This window comes from Krasilnikovia sp. MM14-A1259, assembly GCF_047159535.1.
Classification (GTDB): Bacteria; Actinomycetota; Actinomycetes; order Mycobacteriales; family Micromonosporaceae; genus Actinoplanes.
This window is the reverse complement of the sequence record NZ_BAAGAJ010000002.1, coordinates 3,522,115-3,546,923: the sequence shown is the minus strand read 5'-3', so window position 1 is coordinate 3,546,923 and position 24,809 is coordinate 3,522,115. Positions and strand designations below refer to the sequence as shown.

21 protein-coding genes and 1 pseudogene are annotated in these 24,809 nt (G+C 70.5%); 13 read left to right on the top strand and 9 right to left on the bottom strand.

All coding sequences use genetic code 11. The features are described from left to right. Position 1: 1 nt before the first annotated feature. The gene (locus tag ACMCNK_RS15760) at positions 2-1,495 is read right to left on the bottom strand and encodes an aldehyde dehydrogenase family protein (protein ID WP_412737160.1); all 1,494 of its coding nucleotides are present in this window, start codon (positions 1,493-1,495) and stop codon (positions 2-4) included. A gap of 196 nt (positions 1,496-1,691) precedes the next feature. Between ACMCNK_RS15760 and ACMCNK_RS15755 the strand changes: the two genes are divergently transcribed. Both ACMCNK_RS15755 and ACMCNK_RS15750 read left to right on the top strand, forming a co-directional pair. After that, a complete protein-coding gene (locus tag ACMCNK_RS15755; protein ID WP_412740871.1) occupies positions 1,692-1,973 on the top strand; it encodes a hypothetical protein in 282 nt (93 codons plus the stop codon). A gap of 18 nt (positions 1,974-1,991) precedes the next feature. Further along, on the top strand, positions 1,992-2,801 hold the full coding sequence (locus tag ACMCNK_RS15750) for an alpha/beta hydrolase (protein ID WP_412737159.1): 810 nt from the start codon (positions 1,992-1,994) through the stop codon (positions 2,799-2,801). A gap of 18 nt (positions 2,802-2,819) precedes the next feature. Here the strand turns inward: ACMCNK_RS15750 and ACMCNK_RS15745 are convergent, their stop codons facing one another. The 4 genes from ACMCNK_RS15745 to mce all read right to left on the bottom strand — a co-directional run bounded on the left by ACMCNK_RS15745 (position 2,820) and on the right by mce (position 7,860). Beyond that, a complete protein-coding gene (locus ACMCNK_RS15745) occupies positions 2,820-4,013 on the bottom strand; it encodes an AI-2E family transporter (RefSeq protein ID WP_412737158.1) in 1,194 nt (397 codons plus the stop codon). Between the two features lie 151 nt (positions 4,014-4,164). Continuing rightward, positions 4,165-5,595, bottom strand: a complete 1,431-nt coding sequence (locus ACMCNK_RS15740; protein ID WP_412737157.1) for a Laminin subunit beta-1 — start codon at positions 5,593-5,595, stop codon at positions 4,165-4,167. Between the two features lie 244 nt (positions 5,596-5,839). Further along, positions 5,840-7,132, bottom strand: a complete 1,293-nt coding sequence (locus tag ACMCNK_RS15735; protein ID WP_412737156.1) for a DivIVA domain-containing protein — start codon at positions 7,130-7,132, stop codon at positions 5,840-5,842. A gap of 281 nt (positions 7,133-7,413) precedes the next feature. Then, positions 7,414-7,860, bottom strand: a complete 447-nt coding sequence (gene mce / locus ACMCNK_RS15730) for a methylmalonyl-CoA epimerase (protein ID WP_412737155.1) — start codon at positions 7,858-7,860, stop codon at positions 7,414-7,416. Positions 7,861-8,007: 147 nt separating this feature from the next. Here mce and ACMCNK_RS15725 point away from each other — a divergent pair, with 147 nt between their 5' ends. The 3 genes from ACMCNK_RS15725 to ACMCNK_RS15715 all read left to right on the top strand — a co-directional run bounded on the left by ACMCNK_RS15725 (position 8,008) and on the right by ACMCNK_RS15715 (position 11,580). Then, complete coding sequence (locus tag ACMCNK_RS15725) at positions 8,008-9,192, top strand: acetyl-CoA C-acetyltransferase (RefSeq protein WP_412737154.1); 1,185 nt, start codon at positions 8,008-8,010, stop codon at positions 9,190-9,192. A 34-nt stretch (positions 9,193-9,226) separates the two neighbouring features. Then, the gene (gene meaB, locus ACMCNK_RS15720; protein WP_412737153.1) at positions 9,227-10,192 is read left to right on the top strand and encodes a methylmalonyl Co-A mutase-associated GTPase MeaB; all 966 of its coding nucleotides are present in this window, start codon (positions 9,227-9,229) and stop codon (positions 10,190-10,192) included. 257 nt (positions 10,193-10,449) lie between these two features. Next, the gene (locus ACMCNK_RS15715) at positions 10,450-11,580 is read left to right on the top strand and encodes a sugar ABC transporter substrate-binding protein (RefSeq protein ID WP_412737152.1); all 1,131 of its coding nucleotides are present in this window, start codon (positions 10,450-10,452) and stop codon (positions 11,578-11,580) included. Positions 11,581-11,630: 50 nt separating this feature from the next. Here the strand turns inward: ACMCNK_RS15715 and ACMCNK_RS15710 are convergent, their stop codons facing one another. Beyond that, a complete protein-coding gene (locus ACMCNK_RS15710) occupies positions 11,631-12,290 on the bottom strand; it encodes a Pr6Pr family membrane protein (RefSeq protein ID WP_412737151.1) in 660 nt (219 codons plus the stop codon). A 119-nt stretch (positions 12,291-12,409) separates the two neighbouring features. On the opposite strand from ACMCNK_RS15710, the gene ACMCNK_RS15705 reads away from it, so the two are divergent. The 5 genes and pseudogenes from ACMCNK_RS15705 to ACMCNK_RS15685 all read left to right on the top strand — a co-directional run. Then, positions 12,410-14,095: a methylmalonyl-CoA mutase gene (locus ACMCNK_RS15705; protein WP_412737150.1), complete on the top strand. Its 1,686-nt coding sequence runs from the start codon at positions 12,410-12,412 to the stop codon at positions 14,093-14,095. Between the two features lie 286 nt (positions 14,096-14,381). Continuing rightward, complete coding sequence (locus tag ACMCNK_RS15700) at positions 14,382-15,236, top strand: helix-turn-helix domain-containing protein (protein ID WP_412737149.1); 855 nt, start codon at positions 14,382-14,384, stop codon at positions 15,234-15,236. A gap of 23 nt (positions 15,237-15,259) precedes the next feature. Further along, on the top strand, positions 15,260-15,460 hold the full coding sequence (locus tag ACMCNK_RS15695) for a DUF397 domain-containing protein (RefSeq protein WP_412737148.1): 201 nt from the start codon (positions 15,260-15,262) through the stop codon (positions 15,458-15,460). Between the two features lie 152 nt (positions 15,461-15,612). Then, positions 15,613-16,539 (top strand): tetratricopeptide repeat protein, encoded by a 927-nt coding sequence (locus ACMCNK_RS15690; protein WP_412737147.1) that lies wholly within the window; start codon positions 15,613-15,615, stop codon positions 16,537-16,539. Between the two features lie 60 nt (positions 16,540-16,599). Beyond that, positions 16,600-17,503 (top strand): annotated as a pseudogene (locus tag ACMCNK_RS15685) (arginase family protein); the annotation flags it as partial. 598 nt (positions 17,504-18,101) lie between these two features. On the opposite strand, the gene ACMCNK_RS15680 reads toward ACMCNK_RS15685, so the two are convergent. Together ACMCNK_RS15680 and ACMCNK_RS15675 are read right to left on the bottom strand one after the other, a co-directional pair. Continuing rightward, a complete protein-coding gene (locus ACMCNK_RS15680; protein ID WP_412737146.1) occupies positions 18,102-18,632 on the bottom strand; it encodes an NUDIX domain-containing protein in 531 nt (176 codons plus the stop codon). Beyond that, complete coding sequence (locus ACMCNK_RS15675; RefSeq protein ID WP_412737145.1) at positions 18,632-19,960, bottom strand: hypothetical protein; 1,329 nt, start codon at positions 19,958-19,960, stop codon at positions 18,632-18,634. The genes ACMCNK_RS15680 and ACMCNK_RS15675 overlap by 1 nt, the downstream gene beginning before the upstream one ends. A gap of 166 nt (positions 19,961-20,126) precedes the next feature. Here ACMCNK_RS15675 and ACMCNK_RS15670 point away from each other — a divergent pair, with 166 nt between their 5' ends. From ACMCNK_RS15670 to ACMCNK_RS15660, 3 genes are read left to right on the top strand one after another with little or no spacing between them, the layout of a single operon-like run. Continuing rightward, a complete protein-coding gene (locus tag ACMCNK_RS15670; RefSeq protein ID WP_412737144.1) occupies positions 20,127-21,170 on the top strand; it encodes a Gfo/Idh/MocA family protein in 1,044 nt (347 codons plus the stop codon). Then, positions 21,167-22,267, top strand: a complete 1,101-nt coding sequence (locus ACMCNK_RS15665; protein WP_412737143.1) for a DegT/DnrJ/EryC1/StrS family aminotransferase — start codon at positions 21,167-21,169, stop codon at positions 22,265-22,267. Before ACMCNK_RS15670 ends, ACMCNK_RS15665 begins: the two co-directional genes overlap by 4 nt. Next, entirely contained in the window at positions 22,264-22,764 is a 501-nt protein-coding gene (locus ACMCNK_RS15660) for an NUDIX hydrolase (RefSeq protein WP_412737142.1), read from the top strand. The genes ACMCNK_RS15665 and ACMCNK_RS15660 overlap by 4 nt, the downstream gene beginning before the upstream one ends. 16 nt (positions 22,765-22,780) lie before the next feature. Here ACMCNK_RS15660 and ACMCNK_RS15655 read toward each other — a convergent pair whose 3' ends face one another. Continuing rightward, positions 22,781-24,733, bottom strand: a complete 1,953-nt coding sequence (locus tag ACMCNK_RS15655) for a penicillin-binding transpeptidase domain-containing protein (RefSeq protein ID WP_412737141.1) — start codon at positions 24,731-24,733, stop codon at positions 22,781-22,783. Positions 24,734-24,809 lie beyond the last annotated feature (76 nt).

Here is a 24,809-nt window from a genome sequence, read left to right as displayed (position 1 = left end):
CTCAGTTGCCGCGGCCGTAGAGCAGCCGCAGCACCTTGACCAGCCGGGAGATCTGCGCGGGCGTGCGCTCGAACGTCATCACCGGCACCGGCGACGGGCCCCGCCGTACGCTGATCGCCTTGGCCCGGGCGAACTCGCGCAGCCCGTCGTCGCCGTGGATACGGCCGAACCCGGAGTCGCCGACCCCGCCGAACGGCAGGCTGCCCATCCCGACGAACGACAGTGTCGAGTTGACCGCGACCATGCCGGCGTGCAGCCGCCGGGCGATCCGCAGCGCGTTGGCCTTGCCGAAGACCGCCCCGCCCAGCCCGTACGGGACCGCGTTGGCCTTGGCCACGGCCTCGTCCGCGTCGGCGACCTTGGTGATGGTCAGCGTGGGGCCGAACGTCTCCTCGCGCACCGCCGCGGAGTCCTCCGGTACGTCGACCAGCACGGTCGGGGCGACCCCGGGCGGCTGGACCGCGTCCGCGCCGCCGACCAGCGCCTTGCCGCCGTGGGCCAGCGCGTCGTCGATGTGCCGCCGGATGATGTCGAGCTGCCCGGGCATGGTGATCGGGCCGAGGTCCTCGCCGAGCTTGAGCTTGCTCGCCTTCTCCACCACGGCCGCGACGAACCGGTCGTAGACCGGCTCCACCGCGTACACCCGCTCGATGCCGATGCAGGTCTGGCCGGAGTTCGTCATGGAACCCCACACGGCCGCCTCGGCCGCCGCGTCCACGTCGGCGTCCGCGTCCACGATCAGCGCGTCTTTGCCGCCGGCCTCCAGCACCACCGGGGTCAGCGACTCGGCGCAGGCACCCATGACCTTCTTCGCGGTGGCGGTCGAGCCGGTGAACGCCACCTTGTCCACACCGGAGCGGCACAGCGCCGCGCCGACGTCGCCGAGACCGTGCACCGCCTGCAGCACCGGATGCTCCGGCACGACCTCGGCGAACGTGTCGACCAGCCACTGGCCCACCGCGGGCGTGTACTCGCTGGGCTTGAACACCACCGTGTTGCCCGCCATGAGCGCCCCCGAGGTGGGGCCGAGCGGGGTGAGGATCGGATAGTTCCACGGGCCGATCACCCCGACCACCCCGTACGGCAGGTACTCCACGTGGCCCGCATGCTCGGCGAGCAGCAGCCGCGTGCGGGTACGGCGGTGCCCGAGCACCCGCTTCGCGTTGCGGGCGGCCCAGTCGGTGTGCTCGATCGCGGCGCTGGCCTCCACGATCGCGTCCGCGACCGGCTTGCCGGTCTCCAGGTGGGTGAGTTCGGCCAGCTCCTCGATGCGCTGCACGAGAAGGGCGCGCCAGCGCAGCAGCCGGGCCTTGCGGCCGTCGAAGCCGAGGGACTGCCACCAGGCGGCGGCGTCACGGGCGCGCCGCACCGCGGCGGCCACCGCGGCGGCGTCGGCCACGGGCAGGCGCCCGGCCTCGGCGCCGGTGGCGGGGCTGGTCGACACGAGGACGCCGTCCTCGACGAAGGGCATTCCGGGGGTACGGGTCGCCGTCATGAACGCGAGTTTAGGTCGCGTTCACCCGGCCGCGCCTCCGCCTGCCGGTGGAGTCCACTCCATGGATTCCACTCGATGGGCCTCGCCCCGGCGGGGACCACCCCGGCGGATCTTCTCCGCAGCCGCCGTACGCTGGACTGTCGTGAGCCCCCGTCGCAACCGCCCGCGCCGCCCGGCGGCCGACCAGCCCGGTGAGCTGCCCGACGAGCGGGTCCGGCGCGGGGTCGAGGGCGTGCAGCAATGGCAGGACGGCGAGTGGGTGGTGCGGTCGGTCTTCGGGGGCGCGGCCGTCAAGACGTACCGTTGCCCGGGCTGCGTGCAGGAGATCCGGCCGGGCGTGGCGCACGTGGTGGCGTGGCCGTCCGACGGCCGCGGCGACGAGACCGACCGGCGGCACTGGCACACCGGCTGCTGGCGGGCCCGCGACCGGCGCGGGCCGGGAGTGGAACGCTCCCGCAACGCGCCCCGATACGGCTGAACAGGTAAGGAAGAACCCGTGAGCAACCAGATCCGCGCGAATTCCGTGCTGCCCGCCCGGCGTACGGACATCGAGCTGCACACCGCCGACGGCCTGACGCTGGTCGGCGAGCTGGCGCTGCCGCCGCAGGGCGATCCGGTGGCGACGCTGGTCTGCCTGCACCCGCTGCCCACGCACGGCGGGATGATGGACAGCCACGTCTTCCGCAAGGCGGCGTGGCGGCTGCCCGCGCTGGCCGGTCTCGCGGTGTTGCGCTACAACAGCCGCGGCACGAGCAGCGTGCGCGGCACCAGCGAGGGCGAGTTCTCCGCGGGCGAGGGCGAGCGTTTCGACGTGGCCGCCGCGATCGAGTACGCCGAGTTCGCCGACCTGCCGAACATCTGGCTGCTGGGCTGGTCGTTCGGCACCGACCTGACGCTGATGCACGGGCTGGACCCGGCGGTCGTGGGGGCGATCCTGCTCTCGCCGCCGCTGCGGTTCGCCGGTCCCGAGCATCTCGCCGCCTGGGCGGAGTCCGGCAAGCCGCTGACCGCGCTGATCCCCGAGTTCGACGACTACCTGCGCCCCGACGAGGCGGCGGAACGCTTCGCTGCCGTACCGCAGGCCGACGTGGTGCCGGTGGCCGGCGCCAAGCACCTGTGGGTCGGCGACGCCGAGACTGTGCTCGACGAGATCGTGCGCCGGGTGGCGCCGGCGGTGCCCGTGCCGCTGCCGCGGACCTGGGACGGCCCGATGACCGACGGCGACATGAGCGCGTACGCGGATCGCACCGTGGCCGCGTTCGCGGACGTGCCGGTCGCGGGCCCGGAGCAGCGCCGGGCGGACTGACTCAGCGCCGCTGGAGATTCAGCGCTGCTCCATGCTGGGGTTCACGACCTCCCGGACGATCAGCTGGACTGCCGCGACCAGCGGGATCGCGATGAGCGCCCCGATGACCCCGAACAGCGCCACCCCGAGCAGGGCCGCGGTGACCGCGGCGACGTCGCTGACCTCCACGGAGCGCCGCATCACGTTCGGGTAGATCAGGTAGTTCTCCACCTGCTGGTAGACGATGAAGAACACGATGCAGACGATCCCGCTGGTCAGCGAGTCGGCCAGGCCGACAAGGCTGACGATGACGGCGCCCAGGGTCGCCCCGATCTGCGGGATCAGGTCGAGGACCGCGACCGCCACGGCCAGCGCGAACGGGTACCTGAGATCGATCGTGATGGCGAGCGCGAACGTGCTCAGCCCGGCGAGCACCGCGATGGCCAGCGCGCCGACCATGTACGCACCCACCTTGGTGAGGATCTCGTCGGTGAGCAGCCGGACCCGGTCCCGGCGCGACGCGGGGACCAGCGCGTACCCGGCATCCTTGATCCGGTCGAACGCCGCCATGAAGTAGATCGTCAGGACGAGTACGGTCAGCCCGCTGAAGATCGTGCCGAACAGCAGCTTGGCGCCCCCGACCACACCGCCGACCGCGTTGCCCACCGTGCCCGCGTCCAGGGAGTTGCGCAGCTTGTCCACGAGGTCGTACCGCTCGACCAGGTCGTTGATGGTCCGGTTGCGTTGCAGGCTCTCGATGTAGTCGGGCAGGTTGTGGATGAGCGCGCCGGTCTGGGTCACCAGCGGCGGGATCAGCGCCAGCACGCCGCCGCAGAGCAGCAGCACCACAGTGAGCGCCACGACCGCCACGGCGAGCCCCCGGGGCAGCCCGAAACTGCGCAGCCGCATGACGGCGGGGTTGAGGCCGATCGCGAGGAACAGTGCGATGAAGATCAGCACCAGGATCGAGCTGGCGTTGCGCAGGCCCACGAAGCATGCGTACGCGAGAACCAGCCCGAGGCCGCCGAGGAATCCGGTGAGGAACGGATTGCGCCAGTTCAGTGACTTGCCCGGCGCACCGAACCGGGGGGTGCGGGGTGGCGCCTCCACTTCGGCCGCCGGCGCCGTGTCGGGCGGTGGCGGCACCGCGTCGGCGGCGGCCTCCGCGGACGGCAGGGGCTGGGCCGTCTCGGGCTGTTCATCCCCCTGGCTCGGGTGGTCGTCGGCCGTCACCGAAACCTCCACATCGGAGACGGAACGTCCGGGCAGCGGTCGGCGGCCGGTGCGGAAACCGGAGGTCCCGGCGGGGACGTTAGCGGGTACGACCGCGCAAAGGCCACCCGCCGGGCCGAACTCGCGGCCCGGCGGGTGGACGTACGTTCGGTCAGTCCGCGTCGGCGCCGACGCGGCTGGCGGACGGCGGCGGGACGGCCACCTTCGCGGACGCGGTCACCTTGCCGGAACCACCCGCGGACGCGTGCGGGCTCGGCTTGTCGGACGCCCGCTGACCCGTCTGCGCTGCCGACTCGCCGTCGGGTGTGCTGTCGTCGGCCTCGTCGAAGTCGTCGTCGCCCGGGGCGGCCGCGGCCGCGAGCACCGCCGCGGCGGCCAGCTCGGCCACCCGCTTGGCCTCCCGCTGCACCTGGCGCCGGACGTCCGCGGCGTGCCGTTCCGCGGCCTCGCCCGCCTTCTTGGCCTCCGCCACCCGGGTGCGCTCGGTCTCCAGTTCGCGCTGCGTCTCGGTCAGGCGCTTCTGCACCTGCTGGGTTTCCCGCTCGGCCGCCGCCGCCCGCTCGGCCGCCTCGGTGATCCGCTGCTCGGCCGCGGTGACTTCGGCCTGCGCGGTGTCGAGCTGCCCGGCCGCCGCCGCGATCTTCTCCTGCTGCGCCTCGACCTCCTTGCGGGTGGCGGTCGCCTGCTCGTCGGAGCGGCGCAGCACCTCCTCGGCGTACGTGTCGGCCTCGCTGCGCAGGTCCGCGCACTGCTTCTCGACGCTCGTCCGCAGCTGTTCCAGCTCCTGCGTCACGGTCTTGCGGCGCTGCTGCAGCTCCTGCTCGGTGGACGTGGCGAGCTCCTTGCGCTGGCGCTCGGCCTGGGCCCGCTGCTCGGCGATCTCCTGCTTGGCCGCCTCCCGCATGGCCTTGCTCTCGTGCTCCGCCTTGGACCTGGTGGCTTTCGCGTACCCGTCGGCGGCCGTGCGGGCCTGCTGGGCCTCCTTGGTGGACGTCTCGGTGAGCTGCTTCGCCTCGGCCTTGGCCTTGGTGAGTGCGGTGTCGGCCTCGGTGCGCATCTGCTCGGCGGCCTGCCGGATGCTCAGCGCCGCCTGCTCGGCGGCCTCCCGGCGGGCGACGTCGGCCTTCTCCTCGTCGGCGCGCCGGGCGGCGAGCGCGATCTCGAAGTCACGCGTCACGTCGTGGGCGTGGGTCTCGGCCTCCGCGCGAACCCGCTCCGCCTCGGCGAGCCGGCCCGCGATGTCGTCCGTGGCGGACGACTTGATCGCCTCAGCCTGCTCCTCGGCGAGCGCGAGGATCTGTTCCACCCGGGGGCCGAGATGACGGAACGAGACCTCCGCGCCCAGGCCGGGCTGCCGTCGGGCCTGGGTCAGCTCCTGCTGCAGGCGTTCGACCTGCTGGGCCATCGACTGGATCTGGGTGTACGCCTGCTCCCGCTCGGCGGCAAGTGCGGCGATCTCGTTCTCGGCTCGAGCCACATAGCGCTCGACCTGCTTCTTTTCGTAGCCGCGCAGGGCCGTTTCGAAGTTGGGCTCGGCGGCCGCGCCCCCGCCGAGGCCGAAGATTTCCGCGCCGTGCGACATGCTTTCCATCCTCACACACGCCTCGTCCCATCACATGCCGGTACACACCCGTGTGGGGGACTTACGCGTCTGGTAGCAATTTGACTCTGCTTGGGCCGTCGTGCGGCCAGGGTGGCGCCCGAAAATGCACGCGGGCCGCACCGGAGGTCCGGATGCGGCCCGCAACGTCGGCGTGCCGTCCAGTCGAATCAACCGTTGCGGGCCTCGAAGGGCCACGCAACTTCACGACCGGGTGGCGTACGACTCAGGAGTTCGTCTTCGCCGTGGTGACCTTGTCGTCGGCCGGCGGAGTGCCGTTCTCGCCCGTCCGCTGAGCGGGGGTGTCCACCTTGGCGGCCGGTGCCTCGGCGGCCGGGGCGCCGGCGGGCGTGGGCACGAGGCCGGACAGGCCGGACAGCATCTGGCCGAGCTGGCTGGTGACGGCGTTCTTCTGCCGGGTGAGGTCCTCGACCTCGCGCTTGGCGGCCTGGGTGGTCAGCTCCGCCTCGGTACGCGCTTCGCTGAGCAGCCGCTGCGACTCCGCGCGGGCCTCGGTGACGGTCTTCTCCGCGAGGGCGCGGGCCTTCTCGACCGCCTCGACCGCACCGCGCTCGCTCTCGACGCGGCGGCTCTCGGCGCGCTGCTCGATCTCCTTGGCGCGGTCCTCGGCGGCGCGGGCGCGCTCCTCGGCCTCGGCCACCATCTTCTGCGTGGCGCTGACCTGGGCGGCGTGCCGCTCGGCCTCCTCGCGCTCGGACTTCTCCCGCCGCTCGGCGACCTCCAGCGCGAGGGCCTGCAGGTCCTTGTCGCGCTTGTCGCGGGCGTCGGTCAGCATCTTGGTGGCCTCGGCGCGCTTCTCCTCGGCCTCGCGGGCCGCCTTGGCGCGCAGCTGGGTGATCTCCCGCTCGGCGGTGGCGCGCAGCGACGCCACCTCACGCTCCACGGTGGACTTCAGCTCGGCGACCTCGTGCGCGGTGACCGTACGCAATTGCTTGGTCTCGCGGTCCGCGTCGCTGCGCAGCGTGTCGGCTTCCCGGCGGGCCTGCACCCGGGTCTCGGCGGCCTCCCGCTCGGCGTGCGTCCGCAACTGCCCCGACTCGCGCTCGGCGGTCGCCTTCATGGCGGCGGCCTCGGCGCGGGCCTTGTCCGTGATCTCGCGTGCCTCGAGGCGCGCCGCGGAGAGGATGCCCTCGGACTCCCGCTTCGCCTCGTTGCGGTGGTCGTTCGCCTGCTCCTCGGCCAACCGCAGGATCTGCTCGACCCGGGTGCCCAGCCCGGAGAGCGTCGGCCGATTGTTCTCTTCAAGCAGCTTGTTGCTGTCGGCGAGCTTCTGCTCGACCGTGTTCAGGCGTTGTTCCGCCTGGCGCAGCCGGCGTTGCGCATCGTTCATGCGCTGCTCGGCCTCGCCGCGCGCCTGCTCCGACTGGTTCAGGGCGGCGACGAGCCGGCCGAGGTGGGCGTCCACCTGTCCGCGGTCGTATCCGCGCAGGACCACGGTGAAGTCCTGGGAGTTTGCGCTCTCGAAGAACGCGAGATTGGCATCCTGCTGCTGGGGCATTGGGACATACTGGCAGACCCCCCAGGGGGCCACGCAAGACCGTACGGCCTGGGTTCTGCGGCTGGAGATCACCGGTTCGCGGCTCGTCGGAGGGCTGGTCGAGCCGTTCGGAGGGGGTCGTCCGAGGGGTGTCTCCGACCCGTGCCGACGTCGCTACCTGCTGTCCTGCGGTCGCGCGAGTGATCGTCGCAGATGGGTACACGTCGGCGCTCGACGATGCCCACCATCCTGCCAGGCGGGACTGGCGGTTGCCAGGATCTTTCACTCGCAAGGCGTACGAATCAGACGCCTTCGGCGGGTGGTTCCACAAGCTCCACAAGCACCCCGCCGGCGTCCTTGGGGTGGACGAAGTTGATCCGCGACCCGCCCGTGCCCCGGCGCGGGGTGTCGTACAGCAGCCGCAGGCCGCGGGCCCGCAACGCGTCGCTGGTCGCCTCGACATCGGCCACGGTGTATGCGAGTTGCTGCAGCCCGGGGCCGCTGCGATCGAGGAACTTCGCGATCGTCGACTGCGGTCCGGCCGGGGCCAGCAACTGCAGCCGCGGCCCGGTGCCGTCGGGCCCGACCGCGAGCATCGCCTCCCGGACCCCCTGTTCCTCGTTGGTCTCCTCGTGCACGCAGTGCATGCCGAAGTTCTCGGCGTAGAAGGCGAGGGCGGCGTCCAGGTCGGGAACGGCGATCCCGACATGATCGATCCGGAGCAGTCCGACGGCGGGCAGAGTGGGCATGAACGGAAGTGTGACATCTTCGCGGTGCGAAGGGTCTGGGTGTCCCCTCGGGCGTCCGGCTAGGCTGACCCTAACCATCGTTCAGTTGGCGAGGCGGGTGCCCCACACCGACCGCTTTGCCGGCGACCACTCGGAAAGCGAAGACCCGTGACCAGCTCGGTGATCGTCAGCGGCGCCCGGACCCCGATGGGGCGGCTGCTCGGCAACCTCAAGGACCTTCCGGCCACCGCGCTGGGTGGCCACGCCATCGCCGCTGCGCTGGAGCGCGGCGGCGTGCGCCCCGACCAGGTCGAGTACGTGATCATGGGCCAGGTGCTGCAGGCCGGCGCCGGCCAGATCCCCGCCCGGCAGGCCGCGGTCGCCGCCGGCATCCCGATGAACGTGCCCGCGGTGACCATCAACAAGGTCTGCCTCTCCGGGCTGGACGCGATCGCCCTGGCCGACCAGCTCATTCGCGCGGGCGAGTTCGACATCGTGGTCGCGGGCGGCATGGAGTCGATGACCAACGCCCCGCACCTGCTCATGGGCCAGCGCCAGGGTAAGAAGTACGGCGACATCGTGGTCCGCGACCACACCGCGTACGACGGGCTGACCGATCCGTGGGACGGCATCCCCATGGGTGAGTCGACCGAGCGCAGCGGCGCCGACCTCGGGATCACCCGCGCCGAGCAGGACGCGTTCAGCGCGCTCAGCCACCAGCGCGCCGCCGCCGCCCAGACCGCGGGCCGCTTCGCGGAGGAGATCGTGCCGATCCGCGGCGGCCTGCGCGACGCGGACCGGATGATCGACACGGACGAAGGTGTGCGCCCGGAGTCCACCACCGAGACGCTGGGCCGGCTGCGGCCGGCGTTCGCGCCCGACGGCACGATCACCGCGGGCAGCTCGTCGCCGATCTCCGACGGCGCCGCCGCGGTCGTGGTGATGAGCAAGGCGAAGGCCGAGGAGCTGGGGCTGACCTGGCTGGCCGAGATCGTCGCGCACGGCAACGTGGCAGGCCCGGACAACTCGCTGCAGGTTCAGCCCGCCAACGCGATCAAGCACGCGCTCGGCAAGGCCGGCCTCACGGTGGACGACCTCGACCTGATCGAGATGAACGAGGCGTTCGCCCAGGTCGTCATCCACTCGATGCGCGAGCTGAAGGTCAACGAGGACATCGTCAACGTCAACGGCGGCGCGATCGCGCTGGGCCACCCGATCGGCATGTCCGGCGCCCGCCTGGTGCTGACGCTCGCTCTGGAGCTGCGCCGCCGCGGCGGCGGCACCGGCGCGGCCGGCCTGTGCGGTGGCGGCGGGCAAGGCGACGCGTTGGTCATCCGCGTCCCCGCTGCCTGAGCCGGGGCTGGGCGCGATGGTGCAGGATGCACGCGTGACCTTCACCCCGCGCCGCTCCCGAGATGTCCCCGAGCTGGTCGCCCGCGCCCGCGCGGGCGACCCCCGCGCGGTGGCACGCCTGATCAGCCTGGTCGAGAACGCCGATCCGGCGTTGCCCGCCGTGGCCGCCGCCCTCGCGCCGTACGCGGGACACGCGCAGATCATCGGGCTGACCGGCTCGCCCGGTGTGGGCAAGTCGACCACGACGAACGAGCTGGTCCGGGCGCTGCGCCGGGACGGGCGGCGGGTCGGGGTGCTCGCGGTGGACCCGTCCAGCCCGTTCACCGGTGGCGCCATCCTCGGCGACCGGGTGCGGATGCAGGAGCACAGCACCGACCCGGGCGTCTACATCCGGTCCATGTCGAGCCGCGGGCATCTGGGCGGCCTGGCCGCCACGACCCCGCAGGCGGTGCGGGTGCTGGAGGGCGCGGGCTGCGACGTGGTGCTCGTCGAGACGGTCGGGGTCGGGCAGGCCGAGGTGGAGATCGCGTCGCTGGCGGACACCACGCTGGTGCTGCTCGCGCCCGGTATGGGCGACGCGATCCAGGCAGTCAAGGCCGGGATCCTGGAGATCGCGGACATCTTCGTGGTGAACAAGGCGGACCGGCCCGGCGCAGACGCTACGTACCGTGACATTCAGGGCATGCTCGCGCTCGGCGAGCGGGCCCCGGGGGAGTGGCGGCCGCAGGTCGTCCGGGCCACCGCGGTGCGCGGCGAGGGCGTCGACGACGTGCTGGCCGCGATCGGTAAGCACCGGGACTGGCTGGCCGACACAGGCGAGCTCGGCCGCCGCCGTCAGGAGCGGGCCGCTGCCGAGGTCGAGGCGATCGCGCTGGCCACGCTGCGTGCCCGGCTTGGCTCCCTGCGGGAGGGTACGGCGCTGGGCGCGCTGGCCGGTCGCGTCGCGGACGGTGAACTCGACCCGTACGCGGCCGCGGACGAACTACTCAAAGGTCTCTGATTTCCCGACCCGAACGGCCGGAATCCGGTGATGCCGACAGGGTGCCCGATCGGGCAGATTCGACGATCTACGTCACAAGCGGAGCGAATCCGGGCGTCCGTCGACCGGAAATGAGAACTCCTCGTGATCATGGCATTCCGCTCCGTGACGAAGCGTTCCGGGATGCCTGTGGAAGGTGAAAGGTCGTACGGATCCCGGGCTTTACCTGTGCTCCAGCGCTGGTAGCCTTTGCCGCCTCTGGCCGGGAGGAACGCGGGATGCGTAGGAAGATGTTCGCTTTTGCCATGGTCGGCCTGATGGCCATGGCGGGCGTGACGGGCTGCGACGACAACAGCGGCAACAACGCCGCAGGCGGCGGCGACGCCGGTGGCGGGCCCAAAATCTATGGGAACGGCAAGGGCAAGATCGGTGTAATCCTGCCCGACACCGCCAGCTCGCAGCGCTGGGGTACGGACGACCCCAAGTTCCTCAAGGAGGCGTTCGAGGCGGCCGGGGTGACCGCGATCATCCAGAACGCGCAGGGCGACAAGGCGAAGTTCGCCTCGATCGCGGACAGCATGATCGCCGGTGGCGTCACGGTCCTCATGATCGTCAACCTGGACTCGGGCAGCGGCAAGACCGTGCTGGACAAGGCCAAGAAGGCCGGCATCGCGACGATCGACTACGACCGCCTCACGCTCAACGGCGGCGCGGACTACTACGTCAGCTTCAACAACAACACGGTCGGCCAGATGCAGGGCCAGGGCCTGGTCAAGTGCCTCAAGGACAAGGGAGCCAAGTCCCCGCTGGTCGTCGACCTCAACGGCTCGCCGACGGACAACAACGCCACCCAGTTCAAGCAGGGCTACGACGCGGTGCTTCAGCCCATGTTCGACTCGGGGGCCTACATCAAGGGCCCCGACCAGTCCGTGCCGGAGTGGAGCAACGACGAGGCCGTGGCCATCTTCGACCAGATGTGGACCCAGACCAAGGGTCAGATCCGCGGGGTGGCGGCGGCCAACGACGGCCTGGCGAACGCGGCCATCACGGTGCTGAAGAAGAACAAACTGAACGGCCAGGTCCCGGTCACCGGCCAGGACGCCACCGTGCAGGGCCTGCAGAACATCCTCGCCGGCGACCAGTGCATGACGGTGTACAAGCCGATCAAGCAGGAGGCCGAGGCTGCGGCCAGCCTCGCCGTCGACCTGTTCAAGGGCAACAAGATCGCTGTTCAGCTCGGCCGGACGAAGGACCTCGAGTCCGGCGCCTACGTACCGTCGTACCTGCTGAGGCCGCAGCTCATCTTCACGGAGAACGTCAAGGACGTGGTGAAGGACGGCTTCGTCGAGCGCAAGGAAGTCTGCAAGGACGCGTTCGAGAAGCTCTGCACCCAGAACGGCATCAACTGATCCGCTGCGTACGCGAACGGCCCCCGGTGATCCGGGGGCCATTCCGCGTTTCACGCCTCGATCTGCTCCGGTGCCCGGCGGCGGCGCAGCGCCACGGGCGCCCGGTCGATCACCACGAACAGCAGGGCCAGCAGGTAGAAGGTGGTCGCGAAGAAGACCGCGCTCTTGGCCACCCCGCCGTATCCCAGGTCGTTGACGTCCAGGAACGGGTACGGGTACTTGTGCACGATCAGCCCGCGGACCAGCGCGAACGCCAGATAGAACAGCGGGAACGCGAGCCAGTACGCCGCGTACCGCCACTTGAAGCGGCCGCGGTCGTCGAAGATCAGCCAGTCCAGCACTGCCAGCAGCGGGACGACCGTGTGCAGGAGCTGGTTGGCGACGGCCTCCAGCGGGGTGCGGTGCACGCCGAGCTGGGCGAACCCGCTCGCCGGGTTGTCCAGCACGAGGTGGAACACCAGGCCGGTGATCGTCACGTACAGGGTGACCGCGCCCTTGAGCGGTGCCGGGGTGCTCAGGTCACCGCGCCACGACCGGCTCGCCGCCCAGGCCGCGAACACGCCGTAGGCGATGCTGCTCTGGATGGTGAAGTACGGCAGCAGCGACGGCACGGTCGAGTGGCCGGAGGCATCAAGGATCACGCCGACGAGCACGGCGGTGGCCGTGATCAGGCGAACGGCGGTGACGAGCCGGGGGTCGCGCAGGTTCATGCCGCGAGACGGTAGCCGCACCGGTGCCCGCGCCGCACCCCCCGGAACGGGGCTGACACGGGATTGATGGCGGACGTCACCTTAGCCATCGTTCAGTCGAGTCGCATACCATGTGCCGCATGGACGCAGCCGACATCGCCGCCGGACGTGAGCGCTGGCAGCAGCGCTACGACTCCTCCCGCACCCGGGACGCCGACTTCACGACTCTCTCCGGGCTGGAGGTGGCGCCGGTCTACGGGCCGCCGGGCGACACCGCGTACCCCGGCTTCGAGCGGATCGGGTGGCCGGGCGAGTACCCGTACACCCGTGGCCTCTACCCGACCGGGTACCGCGGCCGGACGTGGACGATCCGGCAGTTCGCCGGCTTCGGCAACGCCCGGCAGACCAACGAGCGGTACAAGATGATCCTGGGTGCCGGGGGCGGCGGCCTGTCCGTGGCGTTCGACATGCCGACCCTGATGGGCCGCGACTCCGACGACCCGCAGTCGCTCGGCGAGGTGGGGCACTGCGGCGTCGCGATCGACACGGCCGCCGACATGGACGTGCTGTTCGACGGCATCAAGCTGCAGGACGTCACGACCAGCATGACCATCTCCGGCCCGGCCGTGCCGGTCTTCTGCATGTACCTGGTCGCCGCGGAGCGCCAGGGCGCCGACCTCGGCAAGCTCGACGGCACGCTGCAGACCGACATCTTCAAGGAGTACATCGCGCAGAAGGAGTGGCTGTTCGCCCCCGAGCCACATCTGCGCCTCATCGGCGACCTGATGGCGTACTGCCACGCCGAGATCCCGAAGTACAAGCCGCTGTCGGTCTCCGGTTACCACATCCGCGAGGCGGGCTCGACGGCCGCGCAGGAGCTGGCGTACACGCTTGCGGACGGCTTCGCGTACGTGGAGCTCGGCCTCTCCCGCGGCCTGGACGTCAACACGTTCGCGCCGGGCCTGAGCTTCTTCTTCGACGCGCACATCGACTTCTTCGAGGAGATCGCCAAGTTCCGGGCGGCCCGCCGGATCTGGGCCCGCCGCCTGCGCGAGGTGTACGGCGCCACCAGCGAGAAGGCCCTGTGGCTGAAGTTCCACACGCAGACCGCCGGCGTGTCGCTGACCGCCCAGCAGCCGGTCAACAACGTCGTGCGTACGGCGGTGGAGGCACTGGCCGCGGTGCTCGGCGGGACGAACTCGCTGCACACCAACGCGCTCGACGAGACGCTCGCACTGCCCACGGACGAGTCCGCCGAGATCGCGCTGCGTACGCAGCAGGTGCTCATGGAGGAAACCGGGGTCACCAACGTCGCCGACCCGCTCGGCGGCTCGTGGTACCTGGAGGCGCTCACCGACCGGATCGAGGCCGAGGCCGAGGAGATCTTCGACCGGATCCTCGCGCTGGCCCCGGAGGACCACCCGATCGGCCCGATGACCGCGGGCATCCTGCGCGGCATCGAGGACGGCTGGTTCACCGCGAACATCGCCGAGGCGGCGTTCGTCTACCAGCAGGCCCTGGAGAAGGGCGACAAGAAGATCGTCGGCGTCAACTGCCACACCGGAACGGTCGCCAAGGACCTGGAGATCCTGCGGGTCTCGCACGAGGTCGAGGCCGCGCAGAAGCGCGACCTGGCCGCCCGCCGCGACGAGCGGGACGGCGTACGGGTCAAGGAGGCCCTGGCCCGGATGGTCGCGGTGGCCCGGACCGACGAGAACATGATCCCGGCGATGCTCGACGCGGTCCGCGCGGAGGCCTCGCTCGGCGAGATCTGCGACGCGCTGCGCGCCGAGTGGGGCGGCTACCAGGAGCCGGCCCGCTTCTAGAAGCCCGTGACCGCCCGTCCGGGCGGGGAGCGACGCGGTCGCGACCCGTCCGGCACGGGCGTGCCCGTCGGCCAGGCGACCGAGTCGGGGCACGGCCACCGCAGCCCGCAGGTGCATCGCGGCGGAACGAACGGGAGGAGCCGGCGGCGGCGCGTATGCGACATCACGTGGCCTTCCATGGGCAGGTGAGCGCAAGATTTGCACGCGCGAATTGCATATGCAATGTGCGTCACCGGTTCGAGTGTCCGGATTCCGCCCTGGAGGCGTAAACGGGAGACTGTCGCCTATGTCGACCCAGGTGAGCCCGACCGTCCGGCGCCGCCGACTCGGACTGGAACTCAAGCGCCTCCGCGAGGAGCGGCGGCTCAGCCGCGAGGAGGTGGCCGGCCACCTCGAGGTGTCCGTCTCGACCGTCAGCCGGATCGAGACCGGCCGCGGCGGCCTGCGGCCCAAGGATCTCCGTCAGCTCCTCGACCTGTACGGCGTGGCCGAGGAGGCGACCCGCACCGACCTGGAGGCGCTGGCCCGCGCCGGAAAGGTGCAGGGCTGGTGGACCCGGCACGCTGCCGACCTGCGCTCGGCGTACTCCACGTTCATCGGGCTGGAGTCCGAGGCGACGTGGCTGCTCGACTTCGAGGCCATCACCGTGCCCGGCCTGCTGCAGACCGAAAGCTACGCGCGGGCGCTGCTCGCCTCCGCGCTGCCCGCGATGACCGACGACGCGATCGAAGCCCGGGTCCGGGTCCGGATGCAGCGGCAGCGGGCACGGCTCGACGGACCCACCCCCGTCGACCTGTGGGCCATCATCGACGAATCGGTGATCCGGCGGCGGGTCGGCGGCCCCCTCGTCATGCGCGAGCAACTCAAGCATCTGGTCGAGATCGCCGGCCGGCCCAACGTCACCATCCAGGTCCTGCCGTACGCGGCCGGGGCGCATCCCGGGGTCATCGGGTCCTTCGTGGTGCTGCGCTTCGCGCAGGACCCGGACGTCGCGTACATCGAGGGCGTGGCCGGGGACGTATATGCCGAAGGTGCCGATGTGCAACGGTTTACGCTTGCGTTCGACGGGCTACGTGCGGCGGCGGCCTCACCCGGCGCCTCTCGGGACATGCTCGAAGCGGCGCTGGACGACCTCCGTTGACCCGAGGGAAAGGAAGGGTGGCCATGCGGCGCCTTGACCAGAACTGGCGGACCTCGACCCGCAGCGGGACCGAGGGCAACTGTGTGGAGGTACGCCTCGACGGCGACGCCATCGTCGTACGCGATTCCAAGGACCGGGGCGGGCCACTGCTCCGCTTCACCGACGCCGAATGGCGCGCCTTTCTCGCGGGCGCCAAGGACGGAGAATTCGATCTCCCGGGCTGATGCCCGCAACCGGACTCGACAGGGCCCTCGGCGCATCCGGCCGGGGGCCCTGATCCGTTCCCGGAAGGGATCGACGGACTTGGCTCGACGTCCGATATCGCCCGCCTGGCGGCACGGTCAGGCCGCTGGGCAGCGTGCGAGACTAGGTAACCATGAGCGACCCACGCACCACCCCGTCGATCTTCACCCGCGGCGCGGTCGACCTCAGCGCGCTGCGCGGGCCGAGCCAGGCCCCGGCCCGTCCCGCAGCCACCGCTGCGGCCGGTCCGCAAGCCTCGGGGGCGCCCACCGGTGCCCCCCTGGGCGGGCCCGAGGCGATCATCGACGTCACTGAGGCAGATTTCCAGTCGACCGTGCTCGAACGCTCGATGACGACCCCGGTCGTCCTCGACTTCTGGGCCGAGTGGTGCGAGCCGTGCAAGCAGCTCTCGCCGGTACTGGAAAAGCTCGCCGAGGAGGGTGCCGGGAGCTGGGTGCTGGGCCGGGTCGACGTCGACGCGAACCCGCGGCTGGCGCAGGCGCTGCGCGTGCAGGGCATCCCGATGGTCGTCGCGGTCGTCGGCGGCCAGCTCGTCGAGGGCTTCACCGGCGTGCTGCCCGAGGCGCAGATCCGGCAGTACCTGGACGCTGTCCTCAAGGCCGGCGGGGTGTCCGTGACCCCGCCCGAGGATCCGCGCCTGGACGCCGCGGACGACGCGCTCATGATGGGCGACCTGGACACGGCCGAGGCGGCGTACAAGAAGATCCTCGCCGAATCGCCGCAGGACCACGCCGCGGAGTCCGGCCTCGCCCAGGTCGAGCTCTACCGCCGGGTGTCCGGCGTGGACGCCGCCGCCGCGCTCGCCAAAGCCGCCGCCGACCCCGACGACATCGCGGCGCAGCGGCTGGCCGCCGACGTCGAGGTGCTCAGCGGGCAGGCCGCCGAGGCGTACGCGCGGCTGGTCGCCCTCGTCCGCCGCACCGGCGGCGACGAGCGCGACGAGGTCCGTCGCCACCTGCTGTCACTGTTCACCGTGGCCGGTCCGGAGGACCCCGCGGTGGCGAGCGCGCGACGCGCCCTCGCCAGCGCTCTGTTCTGATCGGCCCTCTTCTGATCGAATCTGGCTAACGACACCGCCTGACCCGACCCCGGGGGCCCCATGCGCCGCATCGCCGTCCTCGACGCACCGTCCAATCTCGGTCTGCGCCCGCCGACCGAGACGTCGGTGCCGGGGTGTGCCAAGGCGCCCGGGGCCCTGCGCGACACGGGCCTGCTCACCCGGCTCGGTGCCCGCGACGCGGGTTGCCTCACCGCGCCGCGGTACGACCCGGGCGAGTGGCGCCCCGGCGACGGCGTCTGCCATGCGGACGCCATCGCGGCGTACTCGCGGGCGCTCGCCGACCGGATCGGGGCGATCATCGACGCGGGGGAGTTCCCGGTCGTGCTCGGCGGGGACTGCTCCATCGTGCTCGGTTCCGGGCTGGCCATGCACCGCCTCGGCGAGGCTGTCGGGGGCCGGATCGGGCTCGTCTTCGTCGACGGGCACTCCGACTTCCGGCACCCCGGCAACGCCTCGTACGTGGGTGCGGCGGCCGGGGAGGACCTCGCCCTGGTCACCGGGCGCGGACAGAGCGACCTCGCGGCGATCGAGGGGCGGCGGCCGTACTTCCGTGACATCGATGTCGTGGTGCTCGGGATCCGCGCCCAGGACGAGTACCGGCTCGACCTGCAGGCGGCCGGCATCGTCACCCGGCCCGTCCCGACGCTGCGGGTGGAGGGCGCCGCGCGTACCGCCCAGTGGGCCCGCGACCAGCTCGTCGACTGCGCCGGGTTCTGGGTGCACGTGGACGTCGACGTGCTCGACCCGGCCGTCATGCCGGCCGTGGACGCGCCGTCGCCGGGCGGTATCGCGTTCCCCGAGCTGGAGCTGCTGCTGGCCGGGCTCGTGGACACCCCGCACTGCCTCGGCGTGGAGATCACGGTCTTCGACCCGGACTACGACCCCGACGGGGCGTACGCGCAAGAGATCACGTCGGCGCTGGTCGCCGGGCTGTCACCGGTGCGGACCGCCGAGCCCCGGCCGGACCTGGTCGCGGCCCGCAGGGACCTTCTGGCCCCGGCCGAGCGTCCGGACGCGGCCCGCGCGAACGGGCAGCCGGATGCCGAGGGTCCGGGCGGCGCAGATCCTTCGCCGCGGCAGCCGAGCTTGGACGGTGAGGACGACGGCGTTGCCGGGGAATCGGTGACGGCGGTCGCGGATTCGGCCCTGCCGCCGGCCGACGCCACATCTGCGCTGACGGACACCGGCATCGGCGAGGAGACGCTGGCCGTCGGCGTCCAGGAGGGTCTGGCTGCCGTCGACATCCAGGAGGTTCCGGCCGCCAACGTCCCAGAGGCGCTGGCCGGCCCTGCCCGGGGGGCGTCGCACGCCGACATCGAGCAGAGGCGGAATGCGGTCGCCGGGGAGGGGAGCGAGGCGGTCCGGCCTGTCAGCCGCCCGTTGGGGGCCGCCCCGCTGCTCGACTCGGAGCCGCTGCCGGCCACCCGCCCCGGCATGCTGCGGCCACGGACGAACGACGGGTTCGCACTGCCGGCGCAACGCCCCGCGTACGACGTCGGGCCCGGCGAACCGGCGGACATCGCCTGAGCGAGGGCGAGACGTCAGCCGCCCTCGCTGAGCAGATAGAGCAGTGCGACGAGGGTCGTGCCGGCAACAATATGGCGCTTGTCGATGAGGTTGCGGATCTCGTCAATCGGAACCCACTCGACCCTGTCGCTCTCGAACGCGTCCCGCGGCGTGCAGATATAACGGGCGGAGTCGGCGCGGAAAATGTGGTGCTCCGAGGTCATCAGTCCCGGGGAGGGCTGGCTGTACACAAGCGGGCGTATCGGGCCCTCGGGGCGCCAGCCGGTCTCCTCCTCGGCTTCCCGGGCCGCCGCGGCGGCCGGATCCTCGCCCGGCCTGATGCTGCCGTGCGGAATCTCCCAGGCGTACGAGTCGGTGATGAAGCGATGCCGCCACAGGAGCAACACGCGACGATCGCTGACAACCACGATTCCGGCACCTGGAGCCGCGGTCCGCACGATGCGGTGATCGAGACGGCGGCCGTCGGGTAGTTCCACGTCGGCCGCTGCGACATGGACCCATTGGTCACGGTAAAGGTCGCGTTCGCTGTGGACGGTCCAACGCATCAGACTTCCTTCAGGTCCAGGTACACATCAGCACGCTCGAGAAATGCCGCGACGGTCGGCTCCGCGGCGTGCGGTCGTAGAACGCGGGTGACATGGGCGACACGGTCGTGGATGCGGCCGGACTCGATGCCGTTCGCCAGGTCGAGCATCTCCTCGGCCACATGAACACCCCGATCCAGCTCACCCCCGGCCGTCAGGATAAGCGCCAGACCCGCGTTTCGATGGACCTGGCCGCGGACGTGGGTCAACCCGGCGGTGCGGACGGACTCTTCGGCGTACGCCCGGGCAGCGTTCAGGTCACCGAGGCGACGGAAAGCTTCCGCGAACTGGGTTTCGATCAGACCGGGCTGGACGTAGGAGACCTCTTCCTGCCGTTGGTGATGGGCGATGTTGGAGGCGATGATCTCCGACGCGCGAAGGTGCCGATGGCATGCCCGATCGTCACCCATCCTGGCGTATGCCTTACCCGCGAGCGCGCGCAGATCTGTGACGAGCGCAGGGCTCAAGTCCGGGCCACCAGAGCGAAGCGCTGCCTCGGTGTACTGGACGACGAGACGTCGTTCATCCAGATAGAGGGCCTGGTTGGCGAGCAGAGCCACAACGTACGCCCCGAACTGGCGGTCGCCACACGCTTTGGCCATGCGAAGCGCGAGTAGCAGGTGCCTTTGGGCCAGTGGCTGCTGGTTGGCGTCGTACGCGCAGACACCAGCAAGCGCAGCGAGGCCGCCGACCGCCCGATACAGCCGTCGGCCGAGGTCATTGTCGTAAGAGCCACGCAGTAATGGGGCAGCGCGTTCCGTCAACATTCTGGCGATCCTTGAGCGGACGGGTATGCCGCCCACACGGCGGTACATCTCTTGGAAATGGGCACGAGCGTGCCGCAACATCGCGATGTCCGCCGGGTCGACGCGGCGTTCGCCGCAGCGCCCGACATGTTCCTCCTCCGGCGGATGTTCCCAGTCGAAGATCTGGGCGGCGGCGCTGACCAGGGTCCTCGGTGAGCGGCCACGCGCGTCGCCGTGCCAGAGCGCTGCGGCCTGATCCACGGTGGCGGTGAGCGACGGCCGTCGTTCAGTCGTCTCACCACGGATCATTCCGATATCGGAGAGTGACACGCCGACACCGAGTCGGTCTTCGAAGATTTGGCAGATCATCTCAGGGACGGGATCGCGAGGTATCGCGTGATCGCGAATCCACCGGGTTACGGAAGCGTGGTCGTAACAGAGGTGTAGGTGCGCACCGCGCAAATTCACCTGTCTGGCCAGGCCGGCGCGGGAGACGCCAACGCGGGCCAGCATCGCTTCTAGTCGCAGGTTGGCCTCTACCACCCCGCAAGCGTACGAAGTGGACCGTCGGCTGCGAAGCGGCCGCTTCATTCACACCCGGTGTGAATGAAGCGAAAAGATCAGTGTGATTCACACGCTGTTACGTCGCGCGCTCAACCGGTGGAATCGCTGTATCTGATCGATGTCCCAACGTTCCGGAGGAGTTGCAATGAACGCTGATTATTCTGCCATTTCGAACATATCGTCCCGATGCGCCGCCGGTCGCCCGACGCGCACGGTGCGCGTTGCTGTTCTGGGTGCGGGTCAACAGGCGGCCGCCCACCTTGTCCCTGCCCTGCTGCACGTGCGGCAGGCCAAGATCGCTGTCATTGTCGACCCTGTTCCGGGCCGCCGCGATTTCCTCGCCGATCGCCATGGCGTGCCGGCTCGCTTCAGCACCGTCACAGAGGCGTTGGTGAGTGGCCTCGTTGACTGTCTGGTGGCTGCCTGCCCTCCACAGGCGCACGAGCGGATCATCGCAGAGTCGATCGCCGCGGGCATTCTCCTCTTCGTCGAGAAGCCACCGGCCGCCTCTACTGCGGCGCTCGCTGATCTGGTCACTGCCGCGCAGCGCCGCGATGTGACCACGGGAGTCGGCATGAACTTCCGATGGGCGGCGCCCGTCCACCGGCTGCGCGAACTGATCGCCGACGATGAGGCTGGTGGTCCATCGATGCTCACGATCCGTCACATGGCCGGCAAGCCCAGCGAGCCCATGTGGGGCCTTCCGCTGTGGAGGTCCTTCCTTTTGGCTCAGGCCATTCACCCAATTGACCTGGTTGCTTTCCTGGTCGGAGCTCCGGTCGTCGAAGTCGCCCCGGCATGCCGCGAAGCCGATAGCAGCGTCTGGCTCAGTCTTCAGATGCACCATTCAGACGGATCCATCAGCAGCGTGCACTGCGGCAATCTCGCACCCCGTTTCGAGCACCGTGTCGAGGTCAGCACGACAGCCGGTACGACCGCCAGTTTGAACGGACTGACGGAGCTCACTGTCGCCGGACGAGGCCACATCGGCGGGAGCGATGCCCGGAAATGGAGCAAGCAGTGGCGGCCCAGCCCGCTCGACGTTGGCTATGACCGCACCGGCTTCGTGGGGGAGTTGGCCGCGTTCTGCGCCGCCGTCGCCGATGCCGGGCAGTTCAGCCCGTCCCTCGCTGATCTGTTGCCCAGCTACGCGATCATGGACCAGCTCCTGCCAACCCGGATTGCATGATGATCATCCTGGATAACGAGCACGTGCTCGTCAACGAGTCGGATCATGCCGCCGTGCGCGAGGTCCTCGACAGCCTAGATCTTTCTGGAACTGGCTCAGCGGTGGCCGAGTACGAGGACGACCTTGCGTTCTGGTTCGGCGTCGACCACGCGATAGCGTGTTCGTCGGGCACTGCCGCTCTGCATCTGGCGTTGCTGGCACTCGATGTTGCCGTCGCCGACGAGGTAATCATCCCGGCAACTGCGCCCGTCATGACGGCGATGCCTGTTCTCGCTGTCGGCGCAACCCCGGTTTTCGTTGACGTTGCAACGTCCACCAGCTTTGCCCTCGACCATGGCGACCTTGCCACCAAGATCACACCACAAACCAGAGCGATCATTGCGGTGCCGATGTGGGGCTACCCCGCCGACGGACCGGATCTGGTCGACGTTTGTAAAGGCTGGGGAATACCGATCATTGAAGATGCCGCTCAAGCGCACGGAACCATGGTCGCCGAGCACTACGTGGGAACGCGTGCCACGGTTGGCTGCTTTAGCACCCACAACCGCAAGCTGCTCAGCACCGGGGAGGGCGGGTTCTGTCTCACGGCCGACCCCGCGATCGCCCAACGGCTGCGTGAACTACGTAATGTCGGCAAACGCCCGGGGGAGGGATTTGGTGCTGTCTTCGGCCTCAACTACAAACTCCCCTCTCTGTCGGCCGCCCTTGGCCGCAGTCAACTCGCCCGGCTCGGCACCAGAGTGGCGGACCGGAGAGCCACGCTGCGATCCGTCACCGAGCATGTGGCAGGGATGGCGGGTCTTGAACCCTTTCCCATCCGAAGCGACGGTCTCCCGAACGGGTATTCAACTCTCTTCAGGAGTAGTACCGGCACGGCGCGACCAATCGCGGAGCGCCTTGGTGCTGCTGGAGTGGCATCCGACCCGCTCCGATACGGCTACAAGGCTCTTTACCAGGTGCCCGCCCTGGCGCGCCACGCACCGGCTACTCGATGCGCCAACGCGGAGCGCTTGATCGAAACCGTGGTGACCATTCCGTGCCACGAGGGTGTCGGTCCTCAACACCTCGGCCGGATCGCGGCAGCATTGCGCGGGTGAACCCGTTGCTCAAACACGCCACCGCGAGCGTGTTCCTCGTGACTCACATCGATGCAGCCTGGCGGATCGGTCTCATCCAGCATCCCCGGCTGCAGCGCTGGATGCTTCCCGGTGGCCACGTCGAACCCGACGAGAATCCGGCCGAAGCGGCGATGCGTGAGGTGCGAGAGGAAACCGGGATCTTGGCGGAGCTGCTGGACACCCACGCAGACGGGCTGAGTGCCGCGATGGCAGACGTGCTGTTGCCGATCTGGATCGCCGAACAGCGGGTGCCCCCCGAGTCCCGCCATGCGCACCCACACGTCCACGTCGACCACCAATATCTAGCCGTTGCCGTGCAGCGGGAGCCCGTACAGGCAGCGGAACTGCAGTTCGGCTGGTTCGCCGGCCATGAGCTGGGCGAACTCGGCATGTTTCCGGAGAGCTTCCGGGGCGCTCGCCTGCTGCTGGGCAGCATGGATGTCCTGGGCGCCCGGCCACCCGCTGAGATCGCCTAGCAGATCGGGGCGGCGGCTACTTGTTGACGGCGGTGAGGAAGCGGTTCACGATCGGCACCGCTGCTTCGGCGCCGGCGCCGCCCTTCTCCACCATCACCGCGAACGCGATGTCGCCCTGCCAGCCCACGAACCACGCGTGGGTGTCCTTCGTCTCGTCCGCGAACTCGGCGGTTCCGGTCTTGCCGTACACCGGTTTGCCGGGGACGTTGCGCAGGCCCGTACCGGTGCCCTGCGTGACGACTTCGCGCATCATGTCCCGCACCGCGGTTGCCGCAGCGGGGTCCAGGGCGGGGCCGTCCGGGGCCGGGTGGGCGGGCGCCGGGTCCGCGACGAGTCGCGGCTGGTGGAACGAGCCGCGGGCCACCGCGGCGGTCGCGCCGGCCATGGCGAGCGGGCTGACCACGGTGGTGCCCTGACCGAACGCGGCGGCGGCCAGCTCGGTGGGGGTGGCGCCGGTGGAGACCTTGCCGCTGAACGACTCGATGCCCATGTCCCACTGGGCGCCCAGGCCGAGCTGGGCGGCACTGCTCGCCAGGCCGTCGGCGCCCAGCTTCGGCGCGAGCCCGACGAACGCGGTGTTGCACGATTTGGCGAAGTCGGTGTGGAACGGCACCTTGCCCAGCACCTCGCCGTGCGCGTTGCGGAACTCGCGGCCGTCCACGGTTGCGGTCTTCGGGCAATCGACCGCGTCGTCCGCCGTGACCGCCTTCTTGGTGAGCAGGCCGAGCGCGGAAGCCATCTTCCAGGTGGAGCCGGGCGGGACCTGCGCGGTGAACGCGGTGTTGACCCCGCCGCCGTCGGGGCCGTTGGCCACCGCGAGCACGGAGCCGTCGCTGATCCGTACGGCGACCATCGCGCTGGGCTTCGGCTCGGCGGCCACGGCGGCGTCGGCGGCCTGCTGGGTGTCGACGTTCAGCGTGGTCTTGATCGGGGTGCCCGCCTGCGGCGGGCTGCTGAACAGCTGCGCGTCCTCGACCGTGTTGTCGTCCGGCGACTTGCGGGAGATCACCACGGAGGTGCCGGGTACGCCGCGCAACTGGGCGTCGTACCGCTGCTGCAGGCCGCCGTGGCCGACCAGGTCGCCGGCCGCGACCCTGTCCGGGTTCGCGACGAGGTCGTCCTTGGTGGCGGCGTCGACCGTGCCCAGCAGCGCACGGGCGAACTGGCGGGTCGGCGCGAGCAGGCGCTCCTCCTCGCGGAACACGGTGCCTTCCAGTGGCCGTACGTCGTTGCGGATCTTGTTGTAGTCGGGTCGGCGCAGCGTGACCAGATCGAGGAACGCCCCCGGGTCGGCCTTGCCGACCCGGTCCTTGAGGTCCTTGAGGTCGACCTGCACGTCGATGGAGTCGAACGCCTTCTGCAGCGCGGCGGTCAGCTCCGTAAGGTCCTTGATCTTCTGCGGGGTGACTCCGATCGTCACGACCTGCTGCGGGGTGATGATCGGCTTGCCCGCGCCGTCGAGGATGGCGGCCCGCTTGGCGCCGACCCGGCGCAGGGCGAGCTTGTCGCCGGTGGTCAGCTCGCTCTGCACGATCGCCGGTTCCCACACGACGCGCCAGCCGTCGCTGTTCTGCTTGGTCATCCGCACCGTGCTCTGGTACGACCACGGGGTGCCGCCGGGCAGCGTCCAGGCGAGCTTGATCGCGCCGGTGGCGATGTCGCCGGTGACCTTGGGGTCGCCCTGGGCGCTGAGCACCAGCGGCGAGCGGGCCAGGTCGCCGGCGAGCGCGTGGAGCTGGTCCACGACCTCCGACGACTTGATCGCGCCACCGTCGGCGCGGACGAAGCCGACCTTGTCGAGGGTGCCGGAGCGCCAGCCGGTGAGGAAGGCGGCGAGGGTGTCCGACGGCCCGTCGGAGGAGGAGCAGCCCGTGGCGCCGCCGCCCACCAGCAGCAGCGCGGCCAGTGCCGCGGCCGTACGGCGTGGCCGCAGCTCACGGCCGCGGGCGGAGTGCCGGAAGCGGCGCATGGGATTCTCCCCTCCGAAAGTACGTGTCAGAAACTTAGGGAACGGTAGTCGTAGTCGGGCGGTTCCGTGGACCCGT

Bases quoted from the DNA above. Each gene is read 5' to 3' on its own strand.
- ACMCNK_RS15740 (WP_412737157.1), bottom strand. From the start codon at position 5,595: ATGTCGCACGGCGCGGAAATCTTCGGCCTCGGCGGGGGCGCGGCCGCC.
- ACMCNK_RS15710 (WP_412737151.1), bottom strand. From the start codon at position 12,290: ATGAACCTGCGCGACCCCCGGCTCGTCACCGCCGTTCGCCTGATCACG.
- ACMCNK_RS15760 (WP_412737160.1), bottom strand. From the start codon at position 1,495: ATGACGGCGACCCGTACCCCCGGAATGCCCTTCGTCGAGGACGGCGTC.
- ACMCNK_RS15700 (WP_412737149.1), top strand. From the start codon at position 14,382: ATGTCGACCCAGGTGAGCCCGACCGTCCGGCGCCGCCGACTCGGACTG.
- ACMCNK_RS15715 (WP_412737152.1), top strand. From the start codon at position 10,450: ATGCGTAGGAAGATGTTCGCTTTTGCCATGGTCGGCCTGATGGCCATG.
- ACMCNK_RS15690 (WP_412737147.1), top strand. From the start codon at position 15,613: ATGAGCGACCCACGCACCACCCCGTCGATCTTCACCCGCGGCGCGGTC.
- ACMCNK_RS15670 (WP_412737144.1), top strand. From the start codon at position 20,127: ATGAACGCTGATTATTCTGCCATTTCGAACATATCGTCCCGATGCGCC.
- ACMCNK_RS15705 (WP_412737150.1), top strand. From the start codon at position 12,410: ATGGACGCAGCCGACATCGCCGCCGGACGTGAGCGCTGGCAGCAGCGC.
- ACMCNK_RS15735 (WP_412737156.1), bottom strand. From the start codon at position 7,132: ATGCCCCAGCAGCAGGATGCCAATCTCGCGTTCTTCGAGAGCGCAAAC.
- ACMCNK_RS15665 (WP_412737143.1), top strand. From the start codon at position 21,167: ATGATGATCATCCTGGATAACGAGCACGTGCTCGTCAACGAGTCGGAT.
- ACMCNK_RS15680 (WP_412737146.1), bottom strand. From the start codon at position 18,632: ATGCGTTGGACCGTCCACAGCGAACGCGACCTTTACCGTGACCAATGG.
- ACMCNK_RS15655 (WP_412737141.1), bottom strand. From the start codon at position 24,733: ATGCGCCGCTTCCGGCACTCCGCCCGCGGCCGTGAGCTGCGGCCACGC.
- ACMCNK_RS15695 (WP_412737148.1), top strand. From the start codon at position 15,260: ATGCGGCGCCTTGACCAGAACTGGCGGACCTCGACCCGCAGCGGGACC.
- mce (WP_412737155.1), bottom strand. From the start codon at position 7,860: ATGCCCACTCTGCCCGCCGTCGGACTGCTCCGGATCGATCATGTCGGG.